Source organism: Pandoraea cepalis (genome assembly GCF_902459625.1).
Taxonomy (GTDB): domain Bacteria; phylum Pseudomonadota; class Gammaproteobacteria; order Burkholderiales; family Burkholderiaceae; genus Pandoraea; species Pandoraea cepalis.
In genome coordinates, this window is record NZ_CABPRY010000010.1 from 91,294 (window position 1) to 104,680 (window position 13,387).

At 64.2% G+C, this 13,387-nt stretch carries 12 protein-coding genes; 4 read left to right on the forward strand and 8 right to left on the reverse strand.

Features of this window, described 5'->3' with window-relative positions; genetic code table 11:
* Window positions 1-31: 31 nt before the first annotated feature.
* Window positions 32-526, reverse strand: a complete 495-nt coding sequence (locus PCE31107_RS18700; protein ID WP_130025779.1) for a gamma-glutamylcyclotransferase family protein — start codon at window positions 524-526, stop codon at window positions 32-34.
* A gap of 230 nt (window positions 527-756) precedes the next feature.
* Window positions 757-3,393, reverse strand: coding sequence for an ATP-dependent chaperone ClpB (clpB, locus tag PCE31107_RS18705; protein ID WP_150610207.1), 2,637 nt, complete (start codon window positions 3,391-3,393; stop codon window positions 757-759).
* Window positions 3,394-3,765: 372 nt separating this feature from the next.
* Between clpB and PCE31107_RS18710 the strand changes: the two genes are divergently transcribed.
* Window positions 3,766-4,164 carry a group III truncated hemoglobin gene (locus PCE31107_RS18710; protein ID WP_246181881.1) on the forward strand — a complete coding sequence of 133 codons (399 nt, stop codon included), beginning with the start codon at window positions 3,766-3,768 and terminating at the stop codon, window positions 4,162-4,164.
* Between the two features lie 57 nt (window positions 4,165-4,221).
* On the opposite strand, the gene moaE is transcribed toward PCE31107_RS18710, so the two are convergent.
* From moaE to PCE31107_RS18740, 6 genes are read right to left on the reverse strand one after another with little or no spacing between them, the layout of a single operon-like run.
* Window positions 4,222-4,704, reverse strand: a complete 483-nt coding sequence (moaE, locus tag PCE31107_RS18715) for a molybdopterin synthase catalytic subunit MoaE (protein ID WP_150610209.1) — start codon at window positions 4,702-4,704, stop codon at window positions 4,222-4,224.
* 52 nt (window positions 4,705-4,756) lie between these two features.
* The gene (gene moaD, locus PCE31107_RS18720) at window positions 4,757-5,014 is read right to left on the reverse strand and encodes a molybdopterin converting factor subunit 1 (protein ID WP_017232267.1); all 258 of its coding nucleotides are present in this window, start codon (window positions 5,012-5,014) and stop codon (window positions 4,757-4,759) included.
* Between the two features lie 39 nt (window positions 5,015-5,053).
* On the reverse strand, window positions 5,054-6,265 hold the full coding sequence (locus PCE31107_RS18725; RefSeq protein ID WP_150610211.1) for a molybdopterin molybdotransferase MoeA: 1,212 nt from the start codon (window positions 6,263-6,265) through the stop codon (window positions 5,054-5,056).
* Between the two features lie 53 nt (window positions 6,266-6,318).
* Window positions 6,319-7,785 carry a threonine synthase gene (gene thrC / locus PCE31107_RS18730; RefSeq protein ID WP_130025774.1) on the reverse strand — a complete coding sequence of 489 codons (1,467 nt, stop codon included), beginning with the start codon at window positions 7,783-7,785 and terminating at the stop codon, window positions 6,319-6,321.
* 41 nt (window positions 7,786-7,826) lie between these two features.
* Entirely contained in the window at window positions 7,827-9,137 is a 1,311-nt protein-coding gene (locus tag PCE31107_RS18735) for a homoserine dehydrogenase (RefSeq protein ID WP_130025773.1), read from the reverse strand.
* Between the two features lie 37 nt (window positions 9,138-9,174).
* Window positions 9,175-10,401 (reverse strand): pyridoxal phosphate-dependent aminotransferase, encoded by a 1,227-nt coding sequence (locus PCE31107_RS18740; protein WP_165385270.1) that lies wholly within the window; start codon window positions 10,399-10,401, stop codon window positions 9,175-9,177.
* Between the two features lie 323 nt (window positions 10,402-10,724).
* On the opposite strand from PCE31107_RS18740, the gene PCE31107_RS18745 reads away from it, so the two are divergent.
* The 3 genes from PCE31107_RS18745 (at window position 10,725) to PCE31107_RS18755 (ending at window position 13,383) form a co-directional block, all read left to right on the forward strand.
* Window positions 10,725-11,111 (forward strand): Mth938-like domain-containing protein, encoded by a 387-nt coding sequence (locus tag PCE31107_RS18745; protein ID WP_130027810.1) that lies wholly within the window; start codon window positions 10,725-10,727, stop codon window positions 11,109-11,111.
* Window positions 11,108-12,868 (forward strand): glycosyltransferase family 39 protein, encoded by a 1,761-nt coding sequence (locus PCE31107_RS18750; protein ID WP_150610213.1) that lies wholly within the window; start codon window positions 11,108-11,110, stop codon window positions 12,866-12,868. The genes PCE31107_RS18745 and PCE31107_RS18750 overlap by 4 nt, the downstream gene beginning before the upstream one ends.
* 143 nt (window positions 12,869-13,011) lie before the next feature.
* A complete protein-coding gene (locus PCE31107_RS18755) occupies window positions 13,012-13,383 on the forward strand; it encodes an SMR family transporter (RefSeq protein WP_017232274.1) in 372 nt (123 codons plus the stop codon).
* The last annotated feature ends 4 nt before the right edge of the window (window positions 13,384-13,387 follow it).

The following is a 13,387-nucleotide window of genomic DNA, read 5'->3' on the forward strand; positions in this document are numbered from 1 at the left end:
GTGCCGCGGCGACACCACGGCTACGCCAGAATTACGCCGCGTTGGCGTCGCGCGCGCGGCGATACGTGACCCAGTCCCCATCGGCAATCTGCGGCAATGCGTGGACGGCCGATTCGCTTACCGGATAGACGATGCAGGCGTAGGTTTTGCCGTCACAGGCGACCTCGCGCATGTCTCGAACGAACAACCCCGCCTCACCCGGATACACGGCTTCGATCTCGTCGAGCACGGGGACCAGGGCCGTTGCGATGCGGTAGATGTCACCGGTGACGCGGCCTGCGCTGTGGCCGTCGCACGCCGTGGCGTCGAGCACCATGCCCGGATAGTCCCCGAAGTCGTATAGCCGCCCGCCGAGCGATGTGGTACCGACATAGACAGGCGCCTCGATACCGTGTCGCTCGGCGGCATACGACACGTCGTTGATTTCTCCGGCACGCAGCGTGCCGTAGACAAAAACGTAGACCCCCTCGTCCTGCGAGTCATGGGCATCGTGGGCGTCGACCCGGTCACACGTTGCAGTATTCATCACCAGCATCCAAATCGGGAAAGCGGAAAAACGGGAAAGCAGGCCACGCGTCGGCCCTCAACTACGCCTATCGTGCCCGATACGTCCTCCGTCCGAGCCAATCGCCGTCCTGATGACCGACTGCCGACAGGATCGCACGCGCAACCCGCAAGAAAAAAATCCCCGCGCATATGGCAATACGCGGGGACGGATCATGCGGCCCATGCAATGCGCGGGAACCGCGTTCGCGCTTACTCGGCGGCCGGTGGCGTCGCTTCGGTCGCCTCGGTCACCGGCCGGGCGGCGTCGCCCTCGAACGTGAATCGCCCGTTGCGCCAGTCGACCGGGATGGTGTCCTTCGGCCCGAACTTGCCCGCCAGCACCAGCTTGGCGATCGGGTTCTCGATCTCCTGCTGGATCGCCCGCTTGAGCGGCCGCGCACCGAACACCGGGTCGAAGCCCTCGCGCGCCACATGCGTGAGTGCTGCCTTGGTCACGTCGAGCGTCATTTCAAGCTTGGCCAGACGTTGACGCAGGATCTCGATCTGGATCGTGGCAATCGACTCGATGTGCTTCTGGTCGAGACCGTGAAACACCACGACTTCGTCGATGCGGTTCAGGAACTCCGGACGGAAGTGATCCTTGATTTCCACCCACACGGCGTCCTTGATGCGGTCCTGCGGCTCGCCGACCATCGACTGAATCATCGACGATCCGAGATTCGACGTCATCACGATCACCGTGTTCTTGAAGTCCACCGTACGGCCCTGGCCATCGGTCATGCGCCCGTCGTCGAGCACTTGCAGCAGCACATTGAACACATCCGGGTGCGCCTTTTCGACTTCGTCGAGCAGGATCACGCTGTACGGCTTGCGACGCACGGCTTCCGTCAGGTAGCCGCCCTCTTCATAACCGACATAGCCCGGAGGCGCGCCAATCAGCCGAGCGACGCTGTGCTTCTCCATGAACTCGCTCATGTCGATGCGGATGAGGTGATCCTCGGCATCGAACAGGAACATCGCCAGCGCCTTGCACAGCTCGGTCTTGCCCACACCGGTCGGCCCGAGGAACAGGAACGAACCATACGGACGGTTCGGATCCGACAGCCCGGCACGCGAACGCCGGATGGCGTCGGCCACGGCCGTAATCGCCTCGTCCTGCCCGATCACGCGCTCGTGCAGCTTGTCTTCCATGTGGAGCAGCTTTTCGCGCTCGCCCTGCATCATCTTCGAGACCGGGATGCCGGTCGCCCGCGAGACCACTTCAGCAATCTCTTCGGTGCCCACCTGCGTGCGCAACAGGCGTGGATGCGACTGCTGGCCCGCCGCTTCCGCCGCGTCGGCGTCCTTCAACCGGGCTTCGAGCTGCGGCAGCTTGCCATATTGCAGTTCAGCCACCTTGTCGAGCTTGCCTTCGCGTTGCAGCTTCGTAATGTCGGCACGCACGCGCTCGATCTCTTCCTTGACCTGGGCGCTGCCCTGTACCGCCGCCTTCTCCGCGGTCCACACTTCTTCGAGGTCGGCGTACTCGCGCTCCAGGCGCGAGATCTCTTCCTCGATCAGCGCCAGGCGCTTTTGCGAGGCTTCGTCGGTTTCCTTCTTGACGGCTTCGCGCTCGATCTTCAACTGGATCAAGCGACGGTCGAGCTTGTCCATCACTTCCGGCTTCGAGTCGATTTCCATCTTGATCTTCGACGCGGCCTCGTCGATCAAGTCGATGGCCTTGTCCGGCAGGAACCGGTCGGTGATGTAGCGCTGGCTGAGTTCCGCCGCCGCCACGATGGCCGGGTCGGTGATCTCCACCCCGTGGTGCAGCTCGTATTTCTCCTGCAGGCCACGCAGAATCGCGATCGTTGCCTCGACACTCGGCTCGTCGACGAGCACCTTCTGGAAACGACGCTCCAGCGCGGCGTCCTTCTCGATGTACTTGCGGTATTCGTCGAGCGTGGTCGCGCCGATGCAATGCAATTCACCGCGCGCGAGCGCCGGCTTGAGCATGTTGCCCGCGTCCATGGCGCCCTCGGCCTTGCCCGCCCCGACCATCGTATGAATTTCGTCGATGAACAGGATCGTGCGCCCTTCATCCTTGGCGATGTCGCTCAGCACGCTCTTCAGTCGCTCTTCGAATTCGCCACGGAATTTCGCGCCGGCGAGCAGCCCCGCCATGTCCAGGGCAAGCACGCGCTTGTTCTTGAGCGACTCCGGCACCTCGCCATTGACGATGCGCTGCGCAAGTCCTTCCACGATGGCCGTCTTGCCCACCCCCGGCTCACCGATGAGCACCGGGTTGTTCTTCGTGCGGCGTTGCAGAATCTGGATCGTGCGACGAATTTCGTCGTCGCGGCCGATCACCGGATCAAGCTTGCCAAGCGACGCGCGCTCGGTCAGATCCAGCGTGTACTTCTTGAGGGCTTCGCGCTGATTCTCGGCATCCTGGCTGTTGACGGATTGCCCGCCGCGCACGCCTTCGATGGCGGCTTCGAGCGACTTGCGCGTCAGGCCACGCGCCCGCGCCAGCTTGCCCGTTTCGCCCTTGTCGTCGGCCAGCGCGAGCAGAAACATTTCGCTGGCGATATAGCTGTCGCCATGCTTCTGTGCTTCCTTGTCGGCCTGATTGAGCAGGCCCGCGAGTTCGCGGCCGACCTGGACGTTGCCGTCGGTGCCTTGAACTTGCGGCAGCTTCGCGAGGGCCGTCTCGATGTCGTGCGCGAGCGGCTGCACCTGCACACCGGCACGCTGCAGCAACGAGCGCGCGGCGCCCTCGGGTTGAGCAAGCAGCGCTGCGAGAAGATGCAGCGGCTCGATGTATTGCTGGTCGCGACCGACTGCCATGCTTTGGGCATCAGCCAGCGCTTCCAGGAACTGCGTGGTGAATTTGTCTTGTCGCATCTAGGGCTCCGGTAAGAAATCTCTCTGGATCGGATGTGCGGACAAGCCCCTGCGGTTTCAAGGGGCATGGCAGCGCGACGATTGACATTGTCGTGCGAGGCCGGAACGGGTCGGCACCTGCGCCGGCAGCGGGCGAGATGGCGCCATACGGAGGGGCGTGAAACGACCGCAGGACACGCCCGGCGTTGAAGCTCATAATAGCGATTTTCAGCCTCCCGCACCACGCGTCGCGCCGACGGCAGAACGTCGAGAAGTGCCGGCGCGCCCGCCCGGGTGCCACTCGCAATGTCAGCACAAACCTCCCGCCAGCCGCCGGATCCGTGGCCCGCAACGCGCCTTGCCGAGATCGACGAAGACGCCGTGCGACTGCTCGTGAACACCTTCTACGGGCGCATCCGCGACGACGAGATGCTCGGCCCGGTGTTCCGGCAGGCGCTCGAAGGCCGCTGGGATATGCATCTGGAAAAAATGGTGGCTTTCTGGTCCAGCATCGTGCTTGGCGCCAAACGCTACCGCGGCAATGTGACGCAGGCGCATCAGCCGTTCGGCCACCTGAGCGGCGAGCATTTCAGCCGCTGGCTCGCCCTCTTCTTCGATACGCTGGACAGGCTCTTCGAACCGCAGGCCGCGTTCGCCTTCGCGGAACCGGCCATCCGGATCGCGGAAAGTCTTCAGTTGAATTTGTTCGGATGGGAATACACGCTGCCCCCGGCGCAACGGGCGCTACTGGACAGCGTGAAGCAGGCAAGACCTGCACGGCCTCATGAATGACACGATCGGCGAAAATGCAAAATATTCGCCAATGTTATTGAATAATAAAAGCGGTAGTCAGCACTTGCCAGACGTCCCAGACGCATCGCCGGTGGCCCAGCGCTCGCGCGCTGCCGTGTCCGTCTCGCGTGCGTCGACCCAGCGCTCGCCCTGCGGCGTCGCTTCCTTCTTCCAGAAGGGTGCCTCGGTCTTCAGATAGTCCATGATGAACTCGCAGGCAGCAAACGCATCCCCCCGATGGGCGGACGTGACGGCCACCAGCACAATCTGATCGCCGGGGCCCAGTTCGCCGTAGCGGTGAATCACCAGCGCGTCGAACAAGCGCCAACGCGCGCACGCCTGCTCGACGATCGCCGCGAGCGCCTTCTCAGTCATGCCAGGGTAGTGCTCGAGCGTCATGCGCGAAACGTCGTTGCCGTCGTTCAAATCGCGCACCGTGCCCACGAAGCTCGCCACGGCCCCCACGCGCAGATCATCGGCGCGCAGCCGTCGAATCTCCTCCGACAGGTCGAAATCCTCGGTCTGTACACGAATCGGCATGCTGGTGGTATCTCCTGTCCCGTGAATCGCTACGCTGGCGACGACATGTGGCTCAACCGCCCGTCACGGGCGGGAAGAACGCGACTTCACAGCCGTCGGTCAGGCGCGTGGCCGCCGGCACCATCGTATGGTCGAGCGCCATGCGCAGCGCGCGCTGCGCGCCGAGCGTCTCGGCCCACACCGGTCCACGGCCGCACAGCCACTGACGCACGTCGCCCACCGTGGCAATCCCGGCGGGAACATCCACACGCTCCTCAGCGACATTGAGCGCCTCGCGGACGCTGGCGAAAAAGCGAAGTTCGATCTGCATAGTCTGGCTGGCGCGCCGCATCGGCGACGCACCTGTCTCTCAATATAGGAGGTCGGAGAACGGCAGGAACGCCACCGTCTGGCCGGCTTCGATGCGATGCCCCGGCGGATTGTCGATGAGGCCGTCGCCCCACACGGTCGACGTCAGCACCGCCGAGCTCTGGTTGGGAAACGCGTCGAGGCCACCCTGCTCGTTGATGCGGGCGCGCACGAATTCATTGCGACGGTCCGCCTTCGTCTGCGTGAAGTCCGCGCGCATGGGAATGCGACGCGGCGTCACCGCCGTAGCCCCCTGCAAACGCAGAATGAACGGGCGCACGAACAGCAGGAACGTCACGAAGCTGGACACCGGATTGCCGGGCAGGCCGATGAAATGCGCCGTCTCTCCGCCAGCCCGATTGACCTCGCCATATGCGAGCGGCTTACCCGGCTTGAGCGCGATCTGCCACAGATTGAGGCGGCCTTCGGCTTGCACGGCGGGTTTGACATGATCCTCCTCGCCCACCGACACGCCGCCGGACGTGATGATCAGGTCGTTGCCGCGCGCCGCATCGCGCAGAATCGCGCGCGTGGCGGCCAGATTGTCGGGCACGATGCCGTAATCGGTCATCTCGCAGCCCAGATTCTCCAGGAGCCCGCGCAGCACGAAGCGGTTCGAATTGTAGATGCTGCCTGCACGCAGCGCCTCGCCAGGCATGGTCAGCTCGTCACCGGTGAAGAAAACGGCCACACGCAAGCGACGCGCGACTTGCAGCTTCGCCATGCCTACGGACGCCGCGAGCCCCAGCGCCGGGGCCCTCAGCCGGGTTCCGGCGGCGAGCACGACGCTGTCACGGCGAATATCCGACCCTTGGCGGTTGATGAACTCCTCGACCGCCGGCCTATGGCGAATCACGATGGTCCCGTCCTCACGCGCTTCGCACTGCTCCTGCATGACGACGGCGTCGGCACCCGGCGGCACCGGCGCGCCCGTGAAGATGCGCGCCGCCGTGCCGCCGGCGAGCGGTTCAGGGGCGTGCCCCGCCGCAATGCGCTGCGAGACCGGCAGCACGGTCTCGTCCCCGATCAGGTCCGCGACCCGCACGGCGTAGCCGTCCATGGCACTCGTATCCATCGGCGGCACGTCTAGCGTGGCGATCACGTCGGCGGCCAGCACGCGAGCGTTGGCCGCAAGCGTGTCGACCGTCTCCTGCCGATCCAGCGGTCGGGCTGCTGCCAGCACGGCATTCAGGGCGTCTTGTGTACTCAGCATGGTGAAGGCGCGCAAGTCAAGGGAGACATCAGGAGGACAGGGCGAGCGCCGCCTTACAGGCCGGTGTGCTCGGCGATATAGGCCTTCACGCTCGCGACGTCGTTCGGCACCGTCTCGAAGCGCTGCGGCAGCGATTCGAGCTGCTCGAAGCCGGCCGGGCGCGGCGGCTCGCGATGCAACGCCTCGCGAATCGTCTCGGCGAACTTCGCGGGCTGGGCGGTCTCGAGCACCACCATCGGCACGCCGGGTTCGAGCGCTTCGCGCGCGACCTTCACACCGTCGGCCGTGTGGGTGTCGATCACCACGTCGTAACGCTTGGCGACGTCCTGGATCGTCGCCAAGCGATCGGCATGCGTGCTGCGCCCCGAGACGAAACCGAACTGTGCCACGCGGGCGAAGGCTTCGGTGCCCGACAGGTCGAAGCCGCCTTCGCGCTCGACTTTCGAGAGCAGCTCGGCAGTCGCCTTCGCGTCGCGACCGAGCAGATCGAACAGGAAACGCTCGAAGTTCGACGCCTTCGAGATATCCATGCTCGGGCTGCTGGTGTGGAACGTCTCGGCGGACTTGCGCACGCGGTAGTGGCCGGTGCGGAAGAACTCGTCGAGCACGTCGTTTTCGTTCGTGGCCACGACCAGCTTGCGGATCGGCAGGCCCATCATGCGGGCGATATGGCCGGCGCAAACGTTACCGAAGTTGCCCGACGGTACCGTGAACGACACCTCGCCATCCTGGCCCGACTTACCGCCCGTCGCGGCAAAGTAGCCCTTGAAGTAGTACACGACCTGCGCCACGACACGCGCCCAGTTGATCGAATTGACCGTGCCGATCTTGTAGCGCGCCTTGTAGGCGTGATCGTTCGACACCGCCTTGACGATGTCCTGCGCGTCGTCGAACACCCCTTCGACGGCAAGATTGAAGATGTTCGGATCCTGCAGGCTGTACATCTGGGCCGTCTGGAACGCACTCATCTTGCCGGCCGGCGAGAGCATGAAGACGCGAATGCCTTCCTTGCCGCGCATGGCATACTCGGCCGCGCTGCCGGTGTCGCCGGACGTCGCGCCGAGAATGTTGAGTGCATCGCCATGCTGCGCCAGAGCATACTCAAACAGATTGCCCAGCAACTGCATGGCCATGTCCTTGAACGCCAACGTCGGGCCGTTCGAGAGCGCCAGCAGCGAGAGCTGCGTGCCCCCTTCGACCCCCAGCGGCAGCAGCGGCGTGATGTCGGCCGCGTCTTCGCCCGGACGCACATTGCGGTACACCTCGGCGGTGTACGTGCGCGCCGTCAGGTCGGCCAGGATCTCGGCCGGAATGTCGCCCGCGAATTTGGCCAGCACCTTCGCGGCCAGCTCGGCGTACGACAACTGGCGCCAGGCGCGCAGCTCGTCGGCCGTCACCTGCGGGTATTGCGTTGGCAGGTACAGGCCGCCATCCGGCGCCAGGCCGCCAAGCAAAATGCTGGAGAACGATTGCGGCTCGCCCGAGGTCAGGCCCGCGCCGCGCGTGGAGATGTATTTCATGTGGGTCGTGTCCTGTCGTATCGGTTCGTATGGGCCGGCGCTCAGCTCAGCGCCTCCATGCGGATGCGCGTGACCTTCGAGAGCACCGTCTCCATCGCCTCGATCTTCGCAATGGCCGTATTGATGTGCTTCTCCTGGGTCTGGTGCGTCAGGATGATGATGTCGGTCTGATGCTCACCTTCGCGCGATTCCTTCTGCAGCAGCGCGTCGATGGAGATATCGAGATCGGCGAGGATGCGCGTGAGCGCCGCCATCACGCCCGCACGATCGAGCACGCGCAGACGCAGGTAGTAGCTGGTCGTCACCTCGTCGATGGGCAGCACCGGCGTGTTCGACAGCGCGTCGTGCTGGAACGCCAGATGCGGCACGCGATGCTCCGGATCCGCCGTTTGCAGACGCGTCACGTCGACGATATCGGCGACCACGGCCGAGGCGGTCGGCTCGGCGCCCGCGCCCTTGCCGTAATAGAGCGTGGCGCCCACGGCGTCGCCCTGCACCAGCACGGCGTTCATGGCGCCTTCCACGTTGGCGATGAGGCGCTTGGCCGGAATCAGCGTCGGATGCACGCGCAGTTCGATGCCGGCCTCGGTGCGACGCGTGATGCCCAGCAGCTTGATGCGGTAACCAAACTCTTCCGCATACTTGATGTCCAGCGCCGAGAGCTTGGTGATGCCTTCGACATAGGCACGCTCGAACTGCACCGGCACGCCGAACGCGATGGCGCTCATGAGCGTGAGCTTGTGCGCGGCGTCAACGCCTTCGATGTCGAACGTCGGATCGGCTTCCGCGTAGCCCAGACGCTGCGCGTCGGCAAGGGCCACGTCGAAGTCGATGCCCTTGTCGCGCATCTCCGAAAGAATGAAGTTCGTGGTGCCGTTGATGATGCCGGCGATCCACTCGATGCGGTTGGCGGTCAGGCCCTCGCGCAGCGCCTTGATGATGGGAATGCCCCCAGCGACGGCTGCTTCGAAGGCGACCATCACGTTGGCCTTGCGCGCGGCGGCGAAAATCTCGTTACCGTACAGGGCCAGCAGCGCCTTGTTGGCCGTGACCACGTGCTTGCCGTTCTCGATCGCCTTGAGGACCAGTTCCTTCGTGAGGTCGTAGCCGCCGATGGTCTCGACCACGACATCGATGTCCGGGTCGTTGACCACGTCGAACGGATCGCCCGTCACGACAGCGGCGCTGCCCACGAGGCCTCGGGCGCGGTCGACATTGCGCACTGCGACCTTCGTAATCTCGATCCCCCGGCCGGCGCGACGTTGAATTTCTTCCTGGTTGCGAGCCAGTACCTGGAAGGCGCCGTAGCCTACCGTGCCAAGGCCGAGCAGGCCCACTTTGATCGGTTTCATGCGGTTTTACTCAAAAGTCGAAATCGGGTGGCGCGCATCACTTGCCGTGGCGACGGCGATAACCGTCAAGGAAGCGGGCAATGCGACTGATGGCGTCTTCCAGGTCGCCCTCGTGAGGCAGGAACACTACGCGGAAATGGTCGGGATGCATCCAGTTGAAGCCGCTGCCCTGCACCAGCAGGACCTTCTCTTCAAGCAGCAACTGGAGAATGAAGTCCTGATCGTTGGCGATGGGATACATCGCCGGATCGAGACGCGGGAACAGGTACAGCGCGGCCTTCGGCTTCACGCAGGTCACGCCGGGAATGTCGGTGAGCATGCGGTGCGCGATCTCGCGCTGCTCGTACAGGCGTCCGCCCGGCACGATCAGGTCCTTGATGCTCTGGTAGCCGCCGAGCGCCGTCTGAATGGCGTACTGGCCCGGCACGTTCGGGCACAGGCGCATCGAGGCCAGGATGTTCAGCCCTTCGATGTAGTCGCTCGCCGGACGCTTGTCACCCGACACGACCATCCAGCCCGCGCGGTAACCGCACGCGCGATAGCTTTTGGACAGACCGTTGAACGTGATGGTGAGCACGTCCTCGGACAGTGAACCGATCGAGGTATGCTCCGCGCCGTCGTAGACGATCTTGTCGTAGATCTCGTCGGCATAAATGATGAGCTTGTGCTCACGCGCGAGCTCGACGATGTCTTTGAGCAGTTCGTCCGAGTACAGCGCGCCGGTCGGGTTGTTCGGGTTGATGATGACGATCGCACGCGTATTCGGCGTGATCTTCTTGCGGATGTCGGCGAGATCCGGCTGCCAGTCCGCCTGCTCGTCGCAGACGTAATGCACCGGCGTGCCGCCCGACAGGCTGACGGCTGCCGTCCAGAGCGGGTAGTCGGGCGCGGGCACCAGCACCTCGTCGCCATCGTTGAGCAGCGCCTGCATGGCCATCACGATCAGCTCGGAGGCCCCGTTGCCGAGGTAGATGTCGTCGAGCTGGACGTCCTTGATGCGCTTTTGCTGGCAGTAGTGCATGATCGCCTTGCGCGCCGCGAACACGCCCCGCGAGTCCGAATAACCGGCCGAATTCGGCAGATTTCGGATCATGTCCTGCACGATCTCGTCGGGCGGCTCGAAACCGAACGGCGCCAGATTGCCGATGTTCAGTTTGATGACGCGATGCCCCTCTTCTTCCATGCGCTTGGCATGTTCGAGCACGGGTCCACGAATGTCGTAGCAGACATTCTGCAATTTCAGCGATTTGAGGATCGGTTTCACGGCGATTGTGGTCTTGGCGGGCGGCGCAGGGGTCCGGGCGAGCCGGCAGGCAGGCGGCACGCACGACGCACCGGCGGTCGAACGGCGATGTACGCGAAGCGCACAGGGCACCGCATTTCCCCGGTTTAGGCGTGGCAAATGCCGCACTGCAACGGTTTTGCCGTGCTGCGTACGGCAAAAAGCTATAATTTAGCCAATTATGACAGAGTTCGGCAATGCATCATTGACGGTTTGCGCCATGCGAGGCAAGATGCCCGCCCGTTGAACGATCTGCCGACGTGCATCCACCCCCGGGCAAGCCCTGGGCAGGGAATCTTTCTAAAGTGAAACTGCATCAAGACCCGTCGCAAGCATTGAACACGGTCACCGGCTACGGCCGGGGCTATGTCGAGGTCAACAAGATTCGTCACGAGCACAGCGTGATCATTGCGCCCGAGGGCGAGATCCAGGCCTGGCCGGTGTCGCGCTTCGACGCGCTCGAATCCGCCCATTTCGACCAATTGCATGCCCTCGACCCCGAAGTCGTGATCTTCGGCAGCGGTGAGCGCCTGCGCTTCGCGCATCCGCGCCTGACCACGTCGCTTACCAGCCGGCGCGTTGGCGTCGACTCCATGGACACCCAGGCCGCCTGCCGCACCTACAACATCCTGATGAGCGAAGGGCGCCGCGTCGTGCTCGCCCTGCTCATCGAGACCGAGGCGACTGCGTGAGCCGCCGCCCGCTCGCCTCCGGCCTGTCGGCTGCTGCCCCCCTCGCGTCCTCTCCCCTGCCCGCCCCCGCGTCGCCGCCCGCGGCCTACCCGCTCTCGCCGGCCGCCTTCTGGCTGCTGCTCGTGGCGTTCGCGCTCGTGTGGTTCGGCGTGCTCGACTACCGCCACCTGATCGCGAGCGACGAAGGCCGTTACGCGGAAATGGCGCGCGAGATGTGGATCACGGGCGACTGGATCACGCCCCGCTATAACGGCTACAAGTATTTCGAGAAGCCGCCGCTGCAAACGTGGATGAATGCGCTCACGTTCGCGGCATTCGGGCTTGGGGAATGGCAAGCCCGGCTGTGGACCGCGCTCACGGGGTTCGCGGGCGTGCTGATGGTCGGTTTTACCGGCCGGCGCGTGTTCAATGCCCGCGTGGGTCTGTTCGCGGCCGTCGCACTCGCCAGCGCGCCACTGTGGTCGTTGCTCGGGCACTTCAACGTGCTGGACATGGGCCTGTCGTTTTTCATGGGACTCTCGCTGTGCGCCCTGCTGCTGGCACAGCGCCCGGGGCTTGCGCGCCCCGCCGTGCGCGCCTGGATGTGGCTGTGCTGGGCGGCCATGGCGCTCGCCGTGCTGAGCAAGGGGCTCGTCGGCATCGTGCTGCCGGGCGCCGTGCTCGTGCTCTATACGCTCATTGCACGGGACTGGGCCTTGTGGCGACGCCTGTACCTGGGCAGCGGCCTGATCGTTTTTTTCGCGCTGGCGGCCCCGTGGTTCGTGCTGGTGCAAATGCGCAACCCCGAATTCTTCGACTTCTTCTTCATCAACGAGCACTTCCGACGCTTCGCGATGGAGGGCCATAACCGAGATGGCGCGCCGTGGTATTTCGTGCCCGTGTTCCTCGTCGGCTTCCTGCCCTGGCTGTCGGTCCTGCCGGGCACCGTACGCGCCACGCTGCGCATGCCCCGCCAGCCCAACGGCTTCGCCCCCGCGCTGATGCTGTGGGTATGGTCGGCGTTCATCTTCGTGTTTTTCAGCGCCTCGCACTCGAAGCTGATCTCGTATCTGCTGCCCATCGCGCCGGCCATGGCGCTGCTCTTCGGCCTGTATCTGGCGCAATTGCGGCGCGACACCGTGCGCCTGCACCTGGCCGGTTACGCGATCCTGCTGATTGCCGCGCTCGTGATGGTGGCCATCTTCGCGGGGCGCCCCGGGAGCGTGCGCAATCCAAACGAGCTGTACAAGGCGTTCCAGATCTGGCTGTATGTCGCGATCGGCCTCGGCCTGGCCGGCACGCTCGTGGCATGGCGACTGGCGCGACATAGTGCCCGGCGCGCCCTGCTCACCTTTGCCGGCGGCATGCTGTTGCTCGTGAGCGTCGGCGGCATGGGGCACGAAGTGTTCGGGCGCCAAAGCTCGGGCGTATTGCTTGTGCCGGCCATCAAGGCCGAGATGCAGCGTCTCGGGCCGAACGTGCCGTTTTATTCCGTCAATGTGCTCGATCACACCCTGCCGTACTACCTCGGTCGCACGATGATCATGGTGCAGCACCCGGACGAACTGGAATTCGGCGTGAAGCAGGAACCGCAGAAATGGCTGCCCACGCTCGACGACTTCTACGCTCGCTGGCGCGCCGATCCGAAAGCGCTCGCGCTGGTCGATCCGGACACGTTCGGCAAGCTCGAAACCGAGCACTTGCCCATGCGGATCGTCGCGCGTGATGCCCGCCGCGTCGTGATCACGAAACCACAGGCGGAAGACAACGTAAAATAGCGCATCTGGCTGTCGTTTGATCCGCTTGCCGTCAACGGCTTTGGCCGGCGACAGCGACACGAACAGGTTGGCGCGCTTAGGGAAACTAAGCGCCAGCCAATTTGCGGTATCCATAATTATTCACAAACGTTCATCAACGTTCCATGAATCTCGCCACCTTTTCACTTATTCTCACGGGCGTGCTGCTCAATGCGTGCGCCCAGTTGTTGCTCAAGGCGGGTGCCAGCTCGATCGGCGCGCTTGAGTTCACGCGGGCCAACATCGTGCCCATCGGCCTCAAGCTGGCCACGCAAGTGCCGATCATGGGCGGGCTCGTTTGTTATGCGATCAGCGTGGTCGTCTGGATTCTGGCACTCTCTCGCGTCGAGGTCTCGATCGCGTACCCGATGCTCTCGCTCGGCTACGTGGTGAATGCCTTTGCCGCGTGGTACCTGTTTGGCGAGGCACTGTCCATGCAGCGTGTCGTGGCCATCGGCATCATCCTGGTCGGCGTTTATATTCTTGCGCGCAGCTAAGGCT